Here is a 21229-nt window from a genome sequence, read left to right on the forward strand (position 1 = left end):
CACTGGTGTCACGTCATGGCGCACGAGTCCTTCGAGGACGACGACACCGCTGCGTACATGAACGAGCACTTCGTGTCCGTCAAGGTGGACCGTGAAGAGCGTCCCGACGTGGACGCGGTGTACATGGAGGCAGTGCAGGCCGCGACCGGGCAGGGCGGCTGGCCCATGTCCGTGTTCATGACGCCGGACGGTGAGCCCTTCTACTTCGGCACCTACTTCCCGCCCGAGGCTCGCCATGGCATGCCGTCCTTCCGTCAGGTGCTCGAAGGCGTGCACAACGCCTGGACGGGCCGCCGGGACGAGGTGGGGGAAGTCGCGGGGAAGATCACTCGGGACCTTGCCGGGCGGGAGCTGAGCACCGGGGATGCCGGGATGCCCACCGAGGAGACCCAGGCCCTTGCGCTCCTCCAGTTGACTCGGGACATCGACCCCGCGAGCGGCTGGTTCAAGGGAGACACCAAGTTCCCGCCGTCGATGGTGATCGAGTTTCTGTTGCGCCACCACGCGCGGGCCGGTTCCGTGGCGGCGCTGGAGATGGCGGAAGGGCTGTGCGGTGCGATGGCCCGTTCGAGCCTGTACGACCAGGTGGGAGGCGGGTTCCACCGGTACGTGCTCACGCCGAGGGCAAGTGGACCTTTGGTACCGCACTTCGAGAAGATGCTGTACGACAACGCCCTGCTGTGCCGGGTCTACGCCCACCTGTGGCGCGCCACCGGCTCGGAGCTCGCCCGCCGTGTCGCGCTGGAGACCGCCGACTTCATGGTCCGTGAACTCCGCACTGCCGAAGGCGGGTTCGCCTCGGCGCTGGACGCGGACAGCGAGGACGCGGACGGCGAGGACGCGGACGGCGAGGGCACGGAGGGCCGGCACAAGGAGGGCGCGTACTACGTCTGGACGCCTGCGCAGCTCCGTGAGGTGCTCGGCGAGGAGGACGCGCTCTTCGCGGCCCGCCTCTTCGGGGTGACGGAGGAGGGCACCTTCGAGGAGGGCGCGTCCGTGCTGCAGTTCCCGCAGGACGAGGGTGCGGACGACGCCGGGCGGGTCGCGTCCGTGCGGGCGCGGCTGCTCGCAGCCCGGGAGGAGCGTCCCCGTCCGGGACGGGACGACAAGATCGTTGCGGCGTGGAACGGTCTGGCGGTCGCCGCGCTCGCCGAGACCGGGGCGTTCTTCGACCGGCCCGACCTGGTCGAGCGGGCGACCGAGGCCGCGGATCTGCTGGTGCGGCTGCACATGGACGACCACGCGCGGCTGGTGCGGACCTCCATGGAGGGACGGGCCGGCACGCACGCGGGCGTGCTGGAGGACTACGCCGACGTGGCCGAGGGCTTCCTCGCGCTGACCGCGGTCACCGGTGAAGGCGTGTGGCTGGAATTCGCAGGCTTCCTCCTGGACATCGTGCTGGACCGGTTCACGGGCCCGGAGGGCCAGTTGTACGACACCGCCCACGACGCCGAACAGCTGATCCGGCGCCCCCAGGATCCGGCCGAGAACGCCGCGCCCTCCGGGTGGACGGCCGCGGCCGGCGCCCTGCTGTCGTACGCCGCGCACACCGGCTCGGAAGCCCATCGCGCGGCAGCGGAAGGGGCGTTGGGCGTGGTCGGCGCGCTGGGCGCGCGCATTCCGCGGTTCCTGGGCTGGGGGCTGGCGGTGGCCGAGGCGGCGCTGGACGGCCCGCGCGAGGTGGCCGTGGTCGGCCCCCGGGGCGAGGAGGCGACGGCAGCCCTGCACCGTACGGCGCTGCTCGGGACGGCGCCGGGGGCGGTGGTGGCGGTGGGGGAGCAGGGGAGCACGGAGCTTCCCCTGCTGGCGGACCGGCCGACGACCGGTGGGCGGCCCACCGCTTTCGTCTGCCGCAGGTTCGTCTGCGCGGCCCCCGTGACGGAGCCCGCTGACCTGGAGCGTCAGCTCGACAGCGTCAACTCTCTTTGATCGCTCACCAGTTCAGAAACAAGGGATTTATCGGATCAGCACGTGGGTGTCACCCGACCCCCCTATTCTCTCCACAGGGAATGACCGAACGGCGTGCACAAGGGGAGTGCGCGCGGGGGCTGTCAGGGGCCGTGGACGGGCCGAGGGGGGTCCGTCGCACATCCGCCCCTCGGGGATTCAGGGATGCCGCACGAGGATGCGGCAGGTCCAAGGGGGGACCATTTGCTCACATCCGTGCTGATCGTTGCCATTTCCTTTGCCTTGTTCTGGATGGCGGCCTTTACGCTCTGGTGGCAGATGCACGCCTGGCGAACGCCGGAGACGCTCGCATCGACCAGCTTCGGCAGCCCCGACGGCGATCTGGGGCTGTCCTTCTCGCTGCTCCTCCCCGCCCGCCATGAACAGGCGGTGCTGGAGCACACCATCGACCGGCTGCTCACATCCAGCCACGACCGCTACGAGATCATCGTGATCGTCGGCCACGACGACCCCGAGACGGCCGCGGTCGCCGAGCGCGCCGCGTCCCGCGCCCCGGACCGGGTCCGGGTCGTCGTGGACACCCACGAGAAGAAGAACAAGCCCAAGGCGCTCAACACCGCGCTGCCGTACTGCACCGGCGACGTCGTCGGGGTCTTCGACGCCGAGGACCAGGTCCACCCCGAGCTGCTCGCCCACGTCGACCACGCCTTCCGCACCACCGGCGCCGACGTGGTGCAGGGCGGCGTCCAGCTGATCAACTTCCACTCCAGCTGGTACAGCCTGCGCAACTGCCTCGAGTACTTCTTCTGGTTCCGCTCCCGCCTCCACCTGCACGCACAGAAGGGCTTCATCCCGCTCGGCGGCAACACCGTGTTCGTCCGCACCGGCGTGCTCCGCGACGCCGGCGGCTGGGACCAGAACTGCCTCGCGGAGGACTGCGACCTCGGCGTCCGCCTCTCCAGTGTCGGCAAGAAGGTCGTCGTCGCGTACGACTCCGACATGGTCACCCGCGAGGAGACCCCCGACTCCCTGATGTCCCTGCTGAAGCAGCGAACCCGCTGGAACCAGGGATTCCTCCAGGTCTACCGCAAGCGGGACTGGCGTCGGCTGCCCACCCGCGGACAGCGCATGCTCGCCCGCTACACCCTGATGACGCCGTTCCTCCAGGCGTTCTCCGGCGTGATCATCCCGGTGAACACGGGCGTGGCCGTCTTCCTCGACGTCCCCGTGGGAATCGCCTTCGTGACCTTCCTGCCGCTCATCACCGCCATGGTCACCTTCGTCTTCGAGATCGTCGGACTGCACGACTTCGGCAAGCAGTACGGGCTCAGGGTCCGCTTCGTCCACTACCTCAAGCTCATCGTCGGCGGCCCCTTCTACCAGGTGCTGCTCGCCGGGGCCGCGATCCGCGCCGTGTGGCGGGAGCAGGCGGGGCGCAGTGACTGGGAGCTGACCAGCCATGTCGGCGCGCACCTCACCCGAGAGGACGTCCACGCGTGACCTCCACCCTCCCCGCGGCGACGACGACCACCGAGGCGACCGTCACCGCGCAGCGAAGCACTGCCTCCGCCAGACGGCTCACCGTCCGGCCCGTCATACGGTTCCGCAGCTCGCCGTCGGACGTGGCGCTGTGCCTGCTGCTGCTCAGCGCGATCGTCCTGGTGCAGGGCTGGAACATCCAGCAGTACCCGACGCTCAGCGACGACGAGGGCACGTACCTCGCCCAGGCGTGGGCCGTCCAGCAGGGCAAGGGCCTCGCCCACTACACCTACTGGTACGACCACCCGCCGCTCGGCTGGATCCAGATCGCGTTCCTCACCTGGATCCCCTCGCTCCTCGCGCCCGAGACGATGACGGTCGCCTCGATGCGGCTGGCCATGCTCCTCGTCAGCGCGGTCTCCGCCGTGCTGCTGTACGTCCTGGCACGCCGGCTGTGGCTGCCGCGGTGGGCCGCCGGGCTCGCGATGGTGCTGTTCGGGCTGTCCCCGCTGGCGGTGGTGCTGCAGCGGGAGATCTTCCTGGACAACCTCGCCGTGATGTGGATGCTGCTGGCCTTCTGCCTGGCGGCGTCGCCGAGCCGGCACCTGTGGCACCACTTCGGTGCGGGCATGGCCGCCGCCACCGGTGTGCTCACCAAGGAGACGATGCTGGTCGTCCTGCCGGCGCTGCTGGTGACGATGTGGCGGTTCAGCCACCGCGACACCCGGAAGTTCGCGGTCACCGGCGCCGTCACCGCCTGCGCGCTGATCGGCTTCTCGTACCCGCTGTTCGCGCTCCTCAAGGGCGAGTTGCTGCCGGGCGCAGGGCACGTCTCCCTGTGGGAGGGCATCACCTATCAGATGAGCCGGGCCGGTTCGGGCTTCATCCTCACCGAGGGCAGCGGTTCGAACGGTGTGCTGGAGTCGTGGCTGTACTACGACAAGGTGCTGCCGGTCGGCGGTCTCGCGGGCGCCGCGCTGCTGCTGCTCACCCTCCGCTGGTCGGTCACCGCCCGCGCGTTCGCCGGCCCGGCGCTCGCCGTGGCGATCCTGGCGCTGGTCGCCATGCGCCCGACCGGCTACCTGCCGGCGATGTACGTCATCCAGGCCCTGCCGTTCCTGGCCCTGGTCCTGGCCGCGGGCGCGGCGAGCATCGCGCACGCGCTGCTGCGGAAGGGCCGGCGCCCCGCCGAGCGGCGGCCGCTGACGGTCGCCCGCTGGACGGCCACCGCGGTGCTCGCGGCGAGCGCCGCCGTCTACGTCGTACCGCGCTGGTACGACGGCGACCGTACCGCGATGACCGCGGACGCCAACGGCCCCTACCGCGCCGCGGCCCACTGGCTGCGCGAGGAGGTGCCCGACCCGGCCCGCACCCGGGTCCTCGTCGACGACGCGCTCTGGCTGGACCTGGTCCACGCCGGATACGAGCCCGGACTCGGCGCGATCTGGTTCTACAAGGCAGACCTCGACCCCGCGGTGACGAAGACGATGCCGCGCGGCCACCGGGACGTCGACTACGTCGTCGCCTCCCCGACCGTACGGCGCGACGCGCGCGACCTGCCCCATGTGAAGGCCGCGCTCGAGAACTCGACGCCGGTGGCCGTCTTCGGCGCCGGCGAGGACCGGATCGAGATCCGGAAGATCGCGGGAGCTGAGGCGAATTGAGCATCCACTCCACGGGCACCGAGGGCCTGGGCGAACCGCATCTCGACGCCGTCGAGATCCCCGAGCCCGCAGCCGTGACGCTGGTCATCCCGACCTTCAACGAGTCCGGCAACGTCCGCGAACTGCTCCGGCAGCTCGCCGACACGGTGCCCGCACGCCTCCCCTGCGAGGTCGTCTTCGTCGACGACTCCACGGACGACACGCCCGCCGTGGTCGCGGACGCGGCCCGCACCTGCCCCTTTCCCGTGACGGTGATCCACCGTGACGAGCCCGAGGGCGGGCTCGGCGGTGCCGTCGTCGAGGGCATCCGGGCCGCCGGCTCCGACTGGATCGTCGTCATGGACGCCGATCTGCAGCACCCGCCCTCGCTGGTGCCCGAGCTCGTGGCGGTCGGCGAGAAGGAGTCCGCCGACCTCGTCGTCGCCAGCCGGTACATCTCCGGCGGCAGCCGGGACGGGCTGGCGGGCGGCTACCGGGTGGCCGTGTCGCGCGCCTCGACATGGCTGGCCAAGGGCGTGTTCCCGCGGCGGCTGCGCGGTATCAGCGACCCGATGAGCGGCTTCTTCGCGATCCGCCGCAGCGTGGTCAGCGCCGACGCCCTCAAACCGCTCGGCTACAAGATCCTCATGGAGCTGGCGGTGCGCTGCGCACCCGGCAGCGTCTCCGAGGTGCCGTTCGTCTTCCAGGACCGGTTCGCCGGGGAGTCCAAGTCGTCGGCGAAGGAGGGCCTCCGCTTCCTGCGCCACCTGGTCGAGCTGCGCACCGCCGCACCGCTCGCCCGGATGATCGCCTTCGGTCTGATCGGGGTGACGGGCTTCGTCCCGAACCTCGTCGCCCTGCACCTGCTCACCACGGCAGGGGTGCACTATCTGCCGGCCGAGATCATCGCCAACCAGTTCGGCGTGGCCTGGAACTTCGCCCTCATCGAGGTGCTGCTGTTCCGCGACCGCCGGGTGCACCGTCACTGGGCGGACCGGGCGGCCCGGTTCGCCGTGCTCGCCAACGCCGATCTGCTGCTGCGCATCCCTCTCATCGCCCTGTTCGTTGGGCAGTTGGGCATGGCGGTGCTGCCTGCGACCACCGTCGCGCTGCTCACCACCTTCGTCGTGCGGTTCGCCGCCACGGAGGCGCTCGTCTACTTGCCGCGCACGCGCCGGCGTGGCGCGTGAGCCCGGGTAAGGAGCCGCAGAGAAAGGAATCACCGCAATGCCAGGCACATCAGCTCAGAAACGCAGACGACGACGTCTCGCGCTCCTGACCGTGGGAGCCATGACCGCCGGGGTGCTGCTGTCCGCGCAGCAGTCAGCGTCGGCCGGCGTCAATCTCGTCAAGAACCCTGGGTTCGAGACGGCCGGCACGGCCGACATGCCCTATTGCTGGGAGAAGTCCGGCTGGGGCGACAACGATTTCACGTTCACCACCACCGCGGACGCCCACTCCGGGTCCAAGGCCATGAAGGTCGAGCTGACCCGACGGGTGAACGGCGACCGCAAGGCGCTGATCACCGAGAGTGCCACCTGTGCGCCGGGCGTGCTGCCCGACCACCAGTACGATCTGTCCCTCTGGTACAAATCGACCACTCCCGACACGTCCGTCACGCTCTTCCGGCACGACAGCACCGCCGGATGGCAGTACTGGACCGACCTCAAGACGCTCCCGGTGGCCGCGGACTACACGCGTGCCGAGGTGCGCACCCCGCCGGTGCCGCCCGGCACCGACCGGATCGCCTGGGGCGTCTCGGTGTACGGCACGGGCAGTGTCACCACCGACGACTACCTGATGGAGGAGGTCACCCCGCCCGCCCCCGAGCCGGGCTGCACGGGTACGGCCGAGGAGTGCGCCAAGGGCAAGTGGCAGGTGCTGCCGGTGCAGAACCCGGTCCGGTCCATGCACTCGGTGGTGCTGCACAACGGCAAGGTGCTGATGATCGCCGGCTCGGGCAACGACGAGGCGATGTTCGCGGCGGGCACCTTCACCTCGGCGGTGTACGACCCGGCGAACGGCACCTACAAGACCATCCCCACCCCCAAGGACATGTTCTGCGCGGGCCATGTGCAGCTGTCCGACGGCCGGGTGCTGGTGATGAGCGGCAACCTGGGCTATCCGTCGGCCGACGGGAAGATCGGCTACCAGGGGTTCAAGGACTCCTACGTCTTCGACCCGGTCACCGAGAAGTACACCAAGACCAACGACATGAACGACGGGCACTGGTACCCGTCGGCCACGATCCTCGGCAACGGTGACGTGATCTCCTTCGGCGGTCTGCGGGAGGACTCCTCCGGTTCGGTGACCGCCGAGAAGTGGTCCGCGGCGGAGAACAAGTGGCTGCCGAACTGGCAGGTCAACCAGACCTGGTCGTTCTGGGGCCTGTACCCGTCGATGATCCTGATGCAGGACGGCCGGCTGTTCTACTCCGGCAGCCACGTCTTCGGCAACGGCACGCCCGGCACCGGCTCGTCGATCTACGACTACAACGCCAACACGATCACCGACATCCCCGGCCTGCAGAAGAAGGACGAGCGCGACCAGTCCGCGAGCGTGCTGCTGCCCCCTGCCCAGGACCAGCGGGTCCTCACCCTCGGCGGCGGCAACATCGACACCAATCCGCAGGCGAACCGGTTGACCGACATCATCGACCTGAAGCAGCCGAACCCGGTGTACAAGCCCGGTCCGCTGATCCCGCAGGGGACCGTGGACCTCGGCAACGGCAAGGTGCCGCAGACCGGTGACCAGGGCAAGATGTACGTCTCCGCGGTGCTGCTGCCCGACGGCAAGGTACTGGAGACCGGTGGCGGACTGCACAACCGCGCCGACCCGGTGTTCGAGGCGTCGATGTTCGATCCGGCGACCGACACCTTCAAGCCGATGGCCGCGGACCCGGAGGCGCGCGGCTACCACTCGTCGGCGTTCCTGCTGCCCGACGGCCGGGTGATGGCGGTGGGCGACAACCCCGGCAACGGCAGCTGGAACCACAATGTGTCCGTCTACACCCCGCCGTACCTGCTGAAGGGCCCGCGTCCGGCGATCACGTCGGTGGCGAACACCCAGTGGCAGTACGGCACGACCCAGCGGATCACCGTGGACCGGCCGATCGCCAAGGCGGAGCTGATCCGTCCGGCGGCGGTCACCCACTCCTCGGACCCCAACCAGCGGTTCGTGGACCTGCCCCTCACGGTCAACGGGAACACCATCGACCTCAATGTGACCAGCAACCCCAACCTGGCCCCGCCCGGCTGGTACATGCTGTTCGCGGTCGACCCCAACGGCGTTCCGTCCGTCGCCAAGTGGGTGCACCTGGGCGGCCCGGCGGCGATGAAGGCGATGAAGACCTCGGCCGAGCAGCCGCACGCCCATGTGCACGAGTTCGCCCGGGACCTGGAGAAGGCGCCGAAGAAGAACGCGAAGAAGCGCAAGGCCGTCGCGGTGAGCCCGCAGATCGCCGGCTGCGACCGGCACTACGGCACCGAGAAGGTGTGCGTGCCGACGGTCTTCCCGAAGTCGGTGAAGGGCACCACCGAGGCCCGGTGCAGCTGGCTGAAGCACAACGACTACGGGCGGCTGAAGGTCAACGGCAAGGACGATCCGCTCCGGCTCGACCCGAACCGGGACGGGATCGCCTGCGGCAAGGGCGACCTCCGCCGGAGGTAGTCGATCCTGGAAACAGTCCGGGGCCGGTTCCACTCGTGGAACCGGCCCCGGTTCCTGTTGGGCGACATCACAACGCAAAGGCACGCCAGAACCGCGACCACGCGGATAGCGGCGCCGGGTCTCTTGCCGGATCGGCATGAAGGATCGCGGATCCGGCGGGCGGGGCGCACGGTGCGCGTATGACCGCACAGAAGGTTTCCGAAGAAGAAGAATTCGACGTCGTGGTGGTCGGAGCGGGCGTCGCCGGGCTGTCGGGAGCACTGACGCTGGCCCGCGCACGGCGCTCCGTACTGGTCGTCGACGCTGGTGAACCGCGTAACGCGCCCGCCACGGCGGCGCACGGCCTGCTGTCCCGGGACGGTGTGCCCCCGCTTGAGCTGCTGCGCGCCGGCCGGGAGGAGGTCACCTGCTACGGCGGGCGGATCGCCTCCGACCGGGCCGTCGCCGCCCGGCGGGAGGACGGCGGCTTCGTCGTCGAGACGGCGAGTGGGCGCGGCTTCCGGGCGCGGCGGCTGCTGGTGACGACGGGTCTGGTCGACGAGTTGCCGGCGGTGCCGGGGCTGCGGGAACGGTGGGGGCGCGATGTACTGCACTGCCCGTACTGCCACGGCTGGGAGGTCCGCGACACACCGATCGGGGTGCTGGGCGGCGGTCCGGCCTCGGTGCACCAGGCTTTGCTGTTCCGGCAGTGGTCGCCGCGGGTGACGTTGTTCCGGCATACGGGTGGCGACCTGGCCGAGGAGCAGTGGGAGCGGCTGGCGGCGCGCGACATCGCGGTGGTGGACGGCGAGGTGACCGGGCTGGTCGTGGCGGGGGACCGGCTGGCCGGGGTCCGGCTGGCCTCGGGCCGGCGGGTGCCGGTGGCGGCGCTGGCGGTCGCGCCGCGGTTCGTGGCGCGCGGCGAGGTGCTTTCCGGCCTGGGGCTCGCCGCGGTGGACCACCCCATGGGGGTGGGGACGTACGTGCCGTCGGACGCGAGCGGGCTGACCGAGGCTGCCGGGGTGTGGGTGGCGGGCGACGTCGCCGACCCCATGGGCGGGGTGCCCGGCGCGCAGGCGGCCGGGGTGCGGGCCGCGGCGGCGATCAACACGGACCTGGTGCTGGCGGACGCCGACGCCGCCGTGGCCCGCCGCGCGTCGGGGGGCGTTTTCAGCCCGGCCGGTGAGGCGGAGGTCTGCGCGCGGGTCCTGGGCGGTCGGCGCCACGGCCTCGACTCGCTGCTGCGTGCCGAGGGCGGCGCGAGGCCGTAGTCCCGCGCGGCCCTGGGCGGGCCGGGTACCGGGCTGTGTGGTCGCGGCCCGCGCTCGTACACGGCCTTGACCGGATGGCGGTCCTGGTGGGCTGCTTCGGCGGGCGGCGGGCGGCGGGCGGCGGGGCGGCGGGGCGGCGGGCGGCGGGGCGGCGGGCGGCGGGCTGGCGGGCTGGCGGAGCGTCAGGCGGGGCGGGCGCGCAGGTGGGCGCGTTCGCCCTGCTGGCCGAAGATGACCAGGAGTTCGACCGGCCGGTCGTCGGCGGGGCCGAGCCAGTGCGGCACGTGGGTGTCGAACTCCGCCGCCTCACCCGGGGCCATGACCAGGGAGCGGTCGCCGAGGAGGAGGCGCAGGCGGCCGTTGAGGACGTAGAGCCACTCGTAGCCCTCGTGGGTCTTCAACTCGGGCTCGCCGGCACCCGGGTTGAGGACCAGCTTGTGGGCGTGCAGACCTCCGGCGCGGCGGGTGAGCGGCACGAACGTCATGCCGCCGCGGGTGACGGGGCGCAGGTGCACGCGGGGGTCGCCGGTCTGCGGGGCGCCGACGAGTTCGTCCAGGGGGACGCCGTAGGCGCGGGCCAGCGGGAGCAGCAGCTCCAGGTTGGGCCTGCGCCCGCCACTCTCCAGCCGGGACAGCGTGCTCTCCGAGATGCCGGTGGTCTCGGACAGGGACGCCAGGGTGATGCCGCGCCTGCGGCGCAGCTCCCGCAGCCGGGGACCGACTGCGGCCAGCACCTCGTGGAACTCCTTCATACGGCCCATCTTGCCGAAACAGCATGAATCCGTGCCACGGGACCGGGCGGGGTGCACCCTCCTGGCCACCGCGGGTCAGCGCACGCAGGGGCACACCCCACCAGCCGCGCCCCCACCCCCCCAGGGAAAGCGAGACCTTCCATGTCAGACCTGTTCGCCCCGGTGACCGTCGGCAAGTGGACGCCGGCCAACCGGATCGTCATGGCACCCATGACCCGCAACCGGGCCACCGCCGAGGGCATCCCCCCGCAGATCACGGCGACGTACTACGAACAGCGGGCCACCGCGGGCCTGATCATCACCGAGGGCGTCCAGCCCAGCGCCGCCGGCCAGGGGTACGTGAACACCCCCGGCCTGCACACCCCCGAGCAGATCGAGGGATGGCGCGCGGTCGCCGACGCCGTGCACCGCCGAGGGGGCCTGATCGTCGCCCAGCTCATGCATGCGGGCCGTGTCGCGCACCCGGACAACAAGCACGGCCACGAGACCGTCGCCCCCAGCGCCCTCGCCGCCCCGGGCGAGATGTTCACCGTCCACGGGCCCCGGCCGCACCCCGTGCCCCGCGCGCTGCGCACCGAGGAGATCGCATCCGTCGTGGACGAGTACGCGCGCGCCGCACGGGCGGCCGTCGACGCGGGCCTCGACGGGATCGAACTGCACGCCGCCAACGGGTACCTGCCCCACCAGTTCCTCTGCCCCGCCACCAACCGGCGCAACGACGCCTACGGCGGCACCCCGGTGGCGCGGGCCCGCTTCGTCGTCGAAGTCGCCCGGGCGGCCGCCGAGGCGATCGGCGGCGAACGGGTCGGCATCCGGATCTCGCCCGGCATCAACCTCCACGGGGCCATAGAGGACGACCCGGCCGAGACCGCCGCCACCTACCGGGCGCTGATCGACGCCCTCGTGCCGCTGGGCCTCGCCTACCTGCACACCTTCGGGGACCCGGCTGCCCCCCTCGTCCAGGAGCTCCGGGCCCGATTCGGTGGCCCGCTCGTCGTCAGCGACGGCTGGGGCAGCGTCACGGACGCCGCCACCGCCCACCGGCTCCTCGAGACCGGCCGGGCCGACCTGGTCGCCGTCGGCAGGGCCTTCATCGCCAACCCCGACCTCGTACGGCGCTGGCGGACCGGCGCCCCCGTCAACCAGCCCGACCCCGCCACGTTCTACCGCGGCGACCACCGCGGCTACACCGACTACCCCGCACTGCCCATCAGCGATTGACGGAGGCGGCGTCGCCCATGACGACCACCGGATGGCAGGCGGGACGAGCGTGCCCAGGAGCTCCCTCAGGGGGATCCGTGCCACGCTCGTCCGGCGGCGGCAGCTGGACGAGAACAGGGCCGTGACGGGCGGTCGCCGCCGGTCAGCGGTGCTGGTAGGCCACCAGCGAGATGCCCACGTAGTGGACGACGAACGCGGCCAGCGTGAACGAGTGGAACACCTCGTGGAAGCCGAACCAGCGGGGTGAGGGGTTCGGGCGCTTGATGCCGTAGATCACTCCGCCCGCGCTGTAGAGCAGCCCGCCGACGATCACCAGGACCAGGACCGCCACGCCGCCGGTGCGCCAGAAGTCGGGGAGGAAGAACACCGCGGCCCAGCCCATCGCGATGTAGCAGGGCGTGTACAGCCAGCGAGGGGCGCCGACCCAGAACACCCGGAACGCTATGCCGGCCGCAGCGGCGGCCCAGACCGCCCAGAGCAGCGCCCGGCCCGTGGCGTCGGGGAGCAGCAGCAGGGTGAGCGGCGTGTAGGTGCCGGCGATGATCAGGAAGATGTTGGCGTGGTCGAGCCGGCGCAGCACCGCACTCGTCCGTGGACCCCAGTCCCCCCGGTGGTAGAGGGCGCTCACGCCGAAGAGCAGGCATGCGGTCAGGACGTAGATCCCGCAGGCTATCCGGCCGCGGGTGCTGTTCGCGAGCGCCGTGAGGACAAGCCCCGCGACCACTACGGCGGGGAACATTCCGGCGTGCAACCAGCCCCGGAGTCTCGGCTTCACCTGGTCAGTCATGGTCCGCATGCTACCTACGTGTCCGTAACTTCCGTATAGGTGTTCATCCAGGTCTCAATCGCTGGTCAGGGGCCGGAGTGGTGATGCTCACGTGAGGCGTCCTCTGGACATATGCGCATTGGGCACGGATGATCAGATGAGTGCGGTCGGCACCGGATGAGCGCTACGAGCTGCGTCCGGGTCGCAGCCCCCAAGGGGCAATAACCAAAAACCCCTCATCAAGGAGCAATCGTGGCGCGCGACAACGCGGCTCCCAGCGTTCCCACCAACCACCAGGAACTGATCTCCTGGGTCGACGAGATCGCAGCCATCACCCAGCCCGACCGGGTCGTGTGGTGCGACGGCTCGGAGGCCGAGTACGAGCGCCTGTGCGAGGAGCTCGTGGCGAAGGGCACCTTCAGGAAGCTGGACCCGATCAAGCGCCCCAACTCCTACTACGCCGCTTCGGACCCGACCGACGTCGCGCGCGTCGAGGACCGCACCTTCATCTGCTCCGAGAAGGAGGAGGACGCGGGCCCGACCAACCACTGGAAGGCCCCCGCCGAGATGAAGGACGTCTTCATCGGCGAGAAGGGCGTCTTCCGGGGCTCCATGAAGGGCCGCACGATGTACGTCGTGCCCTTCTGCATGGGCCCGCTCGGCTCCCCGCTCTCCGCGATCGGCGTCGAGATCACCGACTCGGCCTACGTCGCCGTCTCCATGCGCACCATGACCCGTATGGGTCAGCCGGTCCTCGACGAGCTCGGCTCCGACGGCTTCTTCGTCAAGGCCGTCCACACCCTCGGCGCGCCGCTCGCCGAGGGCGAGGCCGACGTTCCGTGGCCGTGCAACTCCACCAAGTACATCTCGCACTTCCCCGAGACCCGCGAGATCTGGTCGTACGGCTCCGGCTACGGCGGCAACGCGCTGCTCGGCAAGAAGTGCTACGCGCTGCGCATCGCCTCGGTCATGGCCCGTGACGAGGGCTGGCTCGCCGAGCACATGCTCATCCTCAAGCTGACCCCGCCGCAGGGCGAGGCGAAGTACGTCGCCGCCGCGTTCCCCTCCGCCTGTGGCAAGACCAACCTCGCCATGCTGGAGCCCACGGTCTCCGGCTGGACGGTGGAGACCATCGGCGACGACATCGCCTGGATGCGCTTCGGCGAGGACGGCCGCCTCTACGCGATCAACCCCGAGGCTGGCTTCTTCGGCGTCGCGCCCGGCACCGGCGAGCACACCAACGCCAACGCCATGAAGACCCTGTGGGGCAACGCGGTCTTCACCAACGTCGCGCTGACCGACGACAACGACATCTGGTGGGAGGGCATGACGGAGGAGACTCCCGCCCACCTCACCGACTGGAAGGGCAACGGCTGGACGCCCGCGTCCGAGACCCCGGCGGCGCACCCGAACGCGCGCTTCACCGTCCCGGCCTCGCAGTGCCCGATCATCGCGCCCGAGTGGGAGGACCCGAAGGGCGTGCCGATCTCGGCGATCCTCTTCGGCGGCCGCCGCGCCTCCGCCGTCCCGCTGGTGACCGAGTCCTTCGACTGGCAGCACGGCGTCTTCCTCGGTGCGAACGTCGCCTCCGAGAAGACCGCCGCCGCCGAGGGCAAGGTCGGCGAGCTGCGCCGCGACCCCTTCGCCATGCTGCCGTTCTGCGGCTACAACATGGGCGACTACATGGCCCACTGGATCAAGGTCGGCAAGAACGCGGACCAGGCGAAGCTGCCGAAGATCTACTACGTCAACTGGTTCCGCAAGAACGACGAGGGCAAGTTCGTCTGGCCCGGCTTCGGCGAGAACAGCCGTGTCCTGAAGTGGATCGTCGAGCGCCTCGACGGCAGGGCCGAGGGTGTCGAGACCCCCATCGGCATCCTGCCGACCAGGGAGGCCCTGGACACCGACGGCCTGGAGCTGGCGGACGACGACCTCGACTTCCTGCTGAAGGTCGACACCGAGGTGTGGCGCGAGGAGGCCGCCCTGGTCCCCGAGCACCTCAACACCTTCGGTGACCACACGCCGAAGGAGCTGTGGGACGAGTACCACGCCCTGGTCGCGCGCCTCGGCTGACGCCTCTTCCGAAAGACCGACGCGGCGGGCGACCCGACATCCGCCCTGACCAGTGGTCGTCACGACCTGCCGCGTTTCCGGCCCCCGGAGCCCCCTCACGGCTCCGGGGGCCGAACCCTTCTCCGCATCCTGCTCCGGGCCCTGCTCCGGGCGGGCCCTTCTCCGGCGGGTCGTGGTCACGCCGGGCCAAGGTCACGAAGGCTCAAGGTCACGTGGTCCGCCCGCGGTTGCGCTCCTGCAGGTAGTGGGTGTGCGTCTCCTGCCGGCGGGCCTCCACCTCGCGCAGCCCCGCGGCGATCCCCGCGACCTCGTCGTGCAGTGCGTCCAGCTGCCGTTCCAGATGCCCTTCCGGGGACTCGGCCCGGGGTTCAGCCGCGTCCACCAGCGGGTGCGGACGTACGCGTCGACCGCCTCCGGCACGTCCTGCCGCACCGCGCGGGCCAGTGCGTACACCGCCTCGGGGTCGGTCGCCAGTGCGGCCGCGACCCACCCGGGCCCCAGCAGTGCGCCCAGCACTCCGTCCAGCTCGGCCAGTCCGCAGACGCTGCCTGTGAGGTTCTTCCGCGACTCCAGGTATTGCAGTGCCCTATTGGTAGCCACGGATCTCCTCGAACGCCCCGTCCAGTGAGCCTGACCGGCGTGTCCCAGGCCGCATCCGGGGGCGAATTCGTCCGCCGGCTCCGTTCCGGTGGGGTTGTCCCGTGTCTTTGCCTGCTCTTGATGCTGCACCTTCCTCCTCGCGTCACCAGTGCTTGCTCCTGGGAACGAATGCCGGAGGGTGCGATGGGCGGGCGGCGTGCGCCGGGATGACGGCGCTTCACGTATGGAAGCGGAAGTTCCCCTTTCTTTGGGGTAATTGACGTGTCGTCGAAGAGTGGCCGGAGTGCTGGGAAGTCAACTCGGCACCACGGACAGGTGACCCGGCTCACCATTGACCAATGCAAATAGGAAAGTCCATAGTTGACCGACTCTGTAAAGAATCTTTAAAGAACCGGGGTGGGAAGTGATCGAAGTCGGGAGACGTCCGCGCATCGCGCAGACGTCCGGTGCCGCAGGGCGCAGACGGCGTGGCGGCCGGGAGATCGCCGCGCTGGCTGTGACCGGGCTGCTGATGGTGACCGGCTCGGCCGTTCTCGGCCCGACGTCACCCGCGTCGGCGGCCGCGTGCGCGGGAGGGGAGTCCGACTACAACGGCGACGGTCTGCGGGACACCGCGATCGCCGACCCGGACGCGACCGTGGGCGGCAAGGCCGGCGCGGGCGCCGTCACGGTCGTCTACGGCGGGACGACGGCCGGGAACGTGCGGATCGACCAGGATCTGCCGTGGGTGCCCGGGGACGCCGAGGGCAAGGCCCGGTTCGGCCGTTCCCTGACACACGCCGACCTCAACGCCGACGGCTGCAGCGACCTGGTGATCGGCGCGCCCTACAAGGACGTCGGCACCGCACGTGACTCCGGCGCCGTGTACGTGATCTACGGCGCGCTCGGCGGACTGGGCACCGGCCCGGCCTCCGTCACCTACGACCAGACAGGCGTGACGGCCTCTCAGGGGCCCGAGGCGGGAGACCTGTTCGGGTTCGCGCTCACCGGAGGCACCACCTCGACCTCCCAGCCGTTCCTGGTGATCGGCGCCCCGGGCGAGGACACCACGGCCGGCGCCGACGCGGGCGTGGTGCACTACCTGAGCGGGAAGCCGCTGGCGAACGTGGTCGTCTCCCAGGACAGCGCCGGTGTGTGGGAGGCCGGCGAGCCCAACGACCGCTTCGGTGCCTCCCTCGCCTCCACCGACCGCTACTTCACGGTCGGCTCGCCGGGCGAGACCATCGGCACGGCCGCCTTCTCCGGCGGCATCCACGTCTTCAAGCCGTCGCTGAACACCAGCGGCGTCCCCGACCCGGTGTTCGGCCTGGGCCAGGTCACGTCCGCCACCGACACGGACCTGACCGCCGAGCCGTACGACCGGTTCGGCACCTCGCTGGCGATGGCCCCGCACCGGCTCGCCTCCGAGACGTCCGCGCTCGGCGCGGTCCTCGCGGTCGGCGTCCCCGGCGAGGACGTCGGCGCCGTCACCGACGCGGGCCGGGTCGCGCTGTACCGGGTCAACCCCGACAAGAGCGTGACCCGGATCGTGGAGAACCTGAACCAGGGCGTCACCGAGGTCGAGGGCGACCCGGCCGCGGGCGACTTCTTCGGGCAGCAGGTCGCCCTGGTCAACACCGCACCCGCCGCGGTCTCCTCCGGCGCCACCGTGAAGCTCGCCGTCGGCGTCCCCGGCAAGGAGTCCTCGGCCACCGCCGAGCACCTCGACAAGGGCGGCGTGCAGATCCTGCCCGCCGACGCCGACCCGGGCGCCGGCGACGCCTGGCTCGATCCGGGCTGGGGCATCCCCGGCGCGCCCGAGCACCAGATGTACGCCGGGTCCAGCCTGGCGGCCACCCCGCAGGCCCTGCTCGTCGGTGTCGTGAACCCGTCCGGTGACGTGCCGGGCTCGGTCTACGCCTTCGACTGGGCGATCGCCGGCGGCGGCGCCCCGACGCGGACCTTCGCCCCAGGCCAGGACGGCCTCCCGGCCGGCGGTACCTCGTTCGGTGCGGTGGTCCGGTGAGCCCGCGGAGGAGCACGGAGAGCAGCATGAGGGACAACGGGGGGAGCGCCGTGACCAGGGCGGCATCAGGAGGTCCCGGGGCGCGTGCGGGCCGGACGGCGGTCGTGGTCGGTGCGCTGACCGCGATGCTCGCCGCCGGTACGTACGCCCTGCCGGGAACGGCGGAGGACGCGGCCACCGCGACGGCCGCCGTCACCGCGCACACCAAGGCCGTCGCGGCGGCCGTGAAGTCCGGTGAGGCACCGACCGAGCAGCTGGCCTCCGCCGCCGCGCAGGCGGGCGGCAAGCCGGTCGAGGTCACCGGCCTGCGCCAGGAGCGGCGCGATGTGTTCGCCAACCCCAAAGGGACGTTCACCGCACGGGAGTACATGCAGCCGGTCCGCACCCTCAAGCGGGGCGGCTGGGCACCCGTCGACGACACGCTCGTCAGGGCGAAGGACGGCAGCCTGTCGCCCAAGGCGTCCACCGTCGGCCTGCGGATCTCCGGCGGCGGCGACGGGCCGTTCGTCACCATGTCCCGCGTCGGCCGCCAGTACGCACTGACCTGGCCCGGCGGCAAGCTGCCCGCTCCCAAGGTCGAGGACAACGTCGCACGCTACGAGGAAGTGCTGCCGGGCGTGGACCTGGCCGTACGCGCCGAAGTCGAGGGCTTCGGCCACTACTTCGTCGTCAAGAACGCGAAGGCCGCAGCCAATCCCGAACTGGCGAGGATCGAACTGGGCCTGTCCACCAAGGGCCTCAAGGTCGAGGCGGCTCCGGACGGCGGAATGGTCGCCAAGGACGCGTCGGTCGGCGGCACGGTCTTCGAGGCGGCCAAGGCCGTCATGTGGGACTCGGCCGCCGGCGCTTCGACGGCCGCGCAGCCCGCCGAGGACGGCGACGCCGCCCCGGCCGCCGGCTCCGGCGCCCGCACGGCCCTGCGCGCGACGCCGAAGACCGCGTCCAAGTCCGCGCCGAAGTCCGCGCCCACGGCCGGAACCACGACCGCGCCCAAGGCCGCCCTGACGGCCGTCGACGGCGGCCGCAAGGCCCCCGTGGGCCTCGCCGTCTCCAGGAACCGCCTCACGCTGACCCCGGACGCCGGGCTGCTCCGCGGCAAGGACACCGTCTACCCGGTGGTCGTCGACCCCATCCCGCGGACCATCAACCGGTCGGCGTGGACGGGTGTCATGTCCGGCATGCCGAGCGAGCAGGACTGGGCGTACTCGGGCAGCGCCGGCATGGGCAAGTGCCCGCTCAACTACAACCCGGACACCTGCAGGGGCATCGGCGTACGGCGACTGCTGTACACGTTCCCGATGTCGGCGTACAAGGGCAAGCAGATCCTCAGCGCCCAGTTCTCGGCCCGGGTCGAGTTCGTGTACTGGGCCGACGCCAAGGCCGAGCCGGTCGACCTCTACCGCATCGGCGGCGCCAACTACCAGGTCACCAAGTCCAGCAACTGGAGCAACACCTCCGACGACTGGGACGACCACCTGCAGACGATCGACACCAAGATCTCGCGCACCACGTGCAGCGGCAGCGCCAACCTCAACTTCAAGAACGGCGAGCTGCTCGACGAGGTCAAGGCGGCCACCGCAGCCGGCTGGAAGACGATGTCCCTCGGTCTGCGGGCCAAGGACGAGTCGGACTACCCCGGCTGGAAGCGGATCTGCGGCAACACCTACCTGAAGATCGAGTACAACACCCCGCCCAAGCAGGTCGACTACCGCCACATGTCGACAAGCCCCGGCGGCAAGTGCACCTGGGACACGGCGACGCGCCCCTACACCGACGTGCTCCCCGTGCTGCGCACCGAGGCCCGCGACCCGGACCACGGCTCCGCCTACGCGGACCAGGTGAAGGTGCAGTTCCAGGTGTTCTACAAGGACGCCAACGGCGTGGAGCAGAGCTACCTCGCGGAGACCGGCTACAAGTCCCCCAACGCCGGTACGCCGTTCACCCACCAGGTCACCCAGCCCGCGGGCAAGCCCAAGATCCCGGACAGCACGACGATCACCTGGCAGGCCCGCGCCTTCGACGGCGACGCATGGGGCCCCTGGAGCTCGGACGGCACCCCGCAGCGCTGCGCCGTCATCCGTGACGCGGCCCGGCCCAAGGCGCCCAAGGTGGCGTCCGTCGAGTACCCGGACGACGACCTCTGGCACCACGGCATCGGCACGGTCGGCACGTTCACCCTCACCGCCGCCGACAAGGACGTGAAGCAGTACCGCTACACCTTCGACGGCGAGGCGAAGAAGACCGTCAACGTCACCGGCGGCGCCCCCGCCACCGTGACGTGGAACCCGCCCAAGGCGGGACGCCACTGGGTGACCGTCGAGGCGTACGACGGCGCGAACAACTCCAGCGTCCCCGCGCACCACGAGTTCCTGGTCACCGACGGCAAGCAGGCCGCCGGACAGTGGAACCTCGACGACCCGGCCGGCAGCGAACTGGGCCAGGACAGCTCCGACAACGGCAGTCACCCCGGCCGCCCGGGCACCGGAGTCACCTTCGGTGTCCCCGGTCCCGGCGGACCGGCCGACGGGGCCGCACACCTGGACGGCACCAAGAACGCCTACCTCGACTCGTGGGGCACGGTCGTCGACACCGGCCGCAGCTTCTCGGTCAGCGCCTGGGTCCGTCCCACCGCCCTCGACCGGGACATGGCCGTCCTCAGCCAGGACAGCACCGGCGTCCCCGGCTTCGTCCTCGGCTACGACGCCACGGACAAGGCCTGGACGTTCTCCACGCCCGACCAGGACGTGGACGCCATGAGCACCTGGCGGGCGGTCGCACCCGCGGCCACCCACCCCGTCAAGCCGAACGAGTGGGTGCTGCTGACCGGCGTCTACGACGCCCACGCCGCCGCGGGTCCCGAGCTGCGTCTCTACGTGGGCGACAAGGAGGCCGGCAAGGCGGCCCGGCACACGGCGTGGTCCTCGATCCGCAGCCTGCAGATCGGCCGCGTGCTCACGCAGAGCGGCTACCGCGACAACTTCGAGGGTGACCTCGCCGAGGTCCGCGCCTTCGACCGGGTCCTGCCGCAGAGCCAGATCTCCCAGATCATCAAGGTGAAGCCGCAGCGCAGGGCCTACTGGCCGCTGGAGGCCGTCGGAGCCGACGGCACCTCCGCCAACGTCCAGGAGGGCGGCCGGCCGCTGGCCCTCCACGGGGCGGCCGTCTACAAGCCCGTCGACGAGTTCGACGACGCGGCGATGGTCGACGGCGGGCACCTCACGCTGGACGGCGTCGACGACTGGGCCGACACCGCCGCGCCGGTGGTCTCCGGCGCGGACAGCTACACCGTCGCGGTACGGGCCAAGCTGACCACCCCGGACGCGGAGAAGTCGCAGACCGTGCTGTCCCTGCCGGGCGCCAACGCGGACCGCATCACCGTGCGCTACCAGGCGGCCACCAAGCAGTGGGAGCTCGCGCTCACCGACGCGGACACCGGCACGGCGAAGGTCACCACGGTGACCCACGCCGACGCGGTGCCGGGCTACTCGCTCTCCGGCACCCACCTGGCGGTGGTGTACGACGCGGTCACCCACCAGGTCGACCTGTACGTCGACGGCCAGCCCGTCGCCACGGCGTCGGACGACCAGGAGCACTTCTACGACCACACCCCGTGGGCCTCCACCCGGGGCCTCCAGATCGGCCGCACCGCGGTGGGAAGCGGAGGCGAGTACTTCGCCGGCTCGATCGACGAGGTGCGGGTGTACGCCGGTGCGGCCGACGAGACCGCCATCGGCCGGATGAACCAGCTCACCGGGGACGCGGACCTGTAAGGGCCCGCTGCCTTCCCGCCCCTCCGCGGCCGTCGACGGTGACGGCCGCGGAGGGGCGTCGGGGTCGCCGCACACCGGTGGTGTGGCGTTCTG

13 protein-coding genes are annotated in these 21229 nt (G+C 71.1%); 10 read left to right on the plus strand and 3 right to left on the minus strand.

The genetic code is table 11. From position 1 onward, the window contains the following. The 6 genes from ACZ4Z5_RS24665 to ACZ4Z5_RS24690 form a co-directional block, all read left to right on the plus strand. The coding region (locus ACZ4Z5_RS24665; protein WP_468266263.1) for a thioredoxin domain-containing protein at positions 1-1929 on the plus strand (1929 nt) is incomplete at its 5' end. Positions 1930-2112: 183 nt separating this feature from the next. After that, positions 2113-3408 carry a glycosyltransferase gene (locus ACZ4Z5_RS24670; protein ID WP_468266265.1) on the plus strand — a complete coding sequence of 432 codons (1296 nt, stop codon included), beginning with the start codon at positions 2113-2115 and terminating at the stop codon, positions 3406-3408. Next, a complete protein-coding gene (locus ACZ4Z5_RS24675; protein ID WP_468266267.1) occupies positions 3405-5051 on the plus strand; it encodes an ArnT family glycosyltransferase in 1647 nt (548 codons plus the stop codon). The genes ACZ4Z5_RS24670 and ACZ4Z5_RS24675 overlap by 4 nt, the downstream gene beginning before the upstream one ends. Positions 5052-5053: 2 nt before the next feature. After that, positions 5054-6220 carry a glycosyltransferase gene (locus tag ACZ4Z5_RS24680; RefSeq protein ID WP_468266511.1) on the plus strand — a complete coding sequence of 389 codons (1167 nt, stop codon included), beginning with the start codon at positions 5054-5056 and terminating at the stop codon, positions 6218-6220. A gap of 100 nt (positions 6221-6320) precedes the next feature. Beyond that, positions 6321-8699 (plus strand): galactose oxidase-like domain-containing protein, encoded by a 2379-nt coding sequence (locus ACZ4Z5_RS24685; protein ID WP_468266513.1) that lies wholly within the window; start codon positions 6321-6323, stop codon positions 8697-8699. 179 nt (positions 8700-8878) lie between these two features. Next, complete coding sequence (locus ACZ4Z5_RS24690) at positions 8879-9949, plus strand: NAD(P)/FAD-dependent oxidoreductase (protein WP_468266269.1); 1071 nt, start codon at positions 8879-8881, stop codon at positions 9947-9949. 182 nt (positions 9950-10131) lie between these two features. Here the strand turns inward: ACZ4Z5_RS24690 and ACZ4Z5_RS24695 are convergent, their stop codons facing one another. Continuing rightward, positions 10132-10701, minus strand: coding sequence for a helix-turn-helix domain-containing protein (locus tag ACZ4Z5_RS24695; protein WP_468266271.1), 570 nt, complete (start codon positions 10699-10701; stop codon positions 10132-10134). A gap of 141 nt (positions 10702-10842) precedes the next feature. Here ACZ4Z5_RS24695 and ACZ4Z5_RS24700 point away from each other — a divergent pair, with 141 nt between their 5' ends. Continuing rightward, positions 10843-11922: an alkene reductase gene (locus tag ACZ4Z5_RS24700; RefSeq protein ID WP_468266273.1), complete on the plus strand. Its 1080-nt coding sequence runs from the start codon at positions 10843-10845 to the stop codon at positions 11920-11922. A 142-nt stretch (positions 11923-12064) separates the two neighbouring features. Here the strand turns inward: ACZ4Z5_RS24700 and trhA are convergent, their stop codons facing one another. Continuing rightward, complete coding sequence (trhA, locus tag ACZ4Z5_RS24705; protein ID WP_468266275.1) at positions 12065-12709, minus strand: PAQR family membrane homeostasis protein TrhA; 645 nt, start codon at positions 12707-12709, stop codon at positions 12065-12067. Between the two features lie 231 nt (positions 12710-12940). Between trhA and ACZ4Z5_RS24710 the strand changes: the two genes are divergently transcribed. Continuing rightward, complete coding sequence (locus ACZ4Z5_RS24710) at positions 12941-14761, plus strand: phosphoenolpyruvate carboxykinase (GTP) (RefSeq protein WP_468266277.1); 1821 nt, start codon at positions 12941-12943, stop codon at positions 14759-14761. Between the two features lie 208 nt (positions 14762-14969). Here ACZ4Z5_RS24710 and ACZ4Z5_RS24715 read toward each other — a convergent pair whose 3' ends face one another. After that, a complete protein-coding gene (locus ACZ4Z5_RS24715; protein ID WP_468266279.1) occupies positions 14970-15143 on the minus strand; it encodes a hypothetical protein in 174 nt (57 codons plus the stop codon). A 621-nt stretch (positions 15144-15764) separates the two neighbouring features. Here ACZ4Z5_RS24715 and ACZ4Z5_RS24720 point away from each other — a divergent pair. Both ACZ4Z5_RS24720 and ACZ4Z5_RS24725 read left to right on the plus strand, forming a co-directional pair. Next, positions 15765-17366: an integrin alpha gene (locus tag ACZ4Z5_RS24720; RefSeq protein ID WP_468266281.1), complete on the plus strand. Its 1602-nt coding sequence runs from the start codon at positions 15765-15767 to the stop codon at positions 17364-17366. 26 nt (positions 17367-17392) lie between these two features. Next, entirely contained in the window at positions 17393-21136 is a 3744-nt protein-coding gene (locus ACZ4Z5_RS24725) for a LamG domain-containing protein (protein ID WP_468266283.1), read from the plus strand. Positions 21137-21229 lie beyond the last annotated feature (93 nt).

Source organism: Streptomyces sp. NPDC030222 (genome assembly GCF_055573115.1).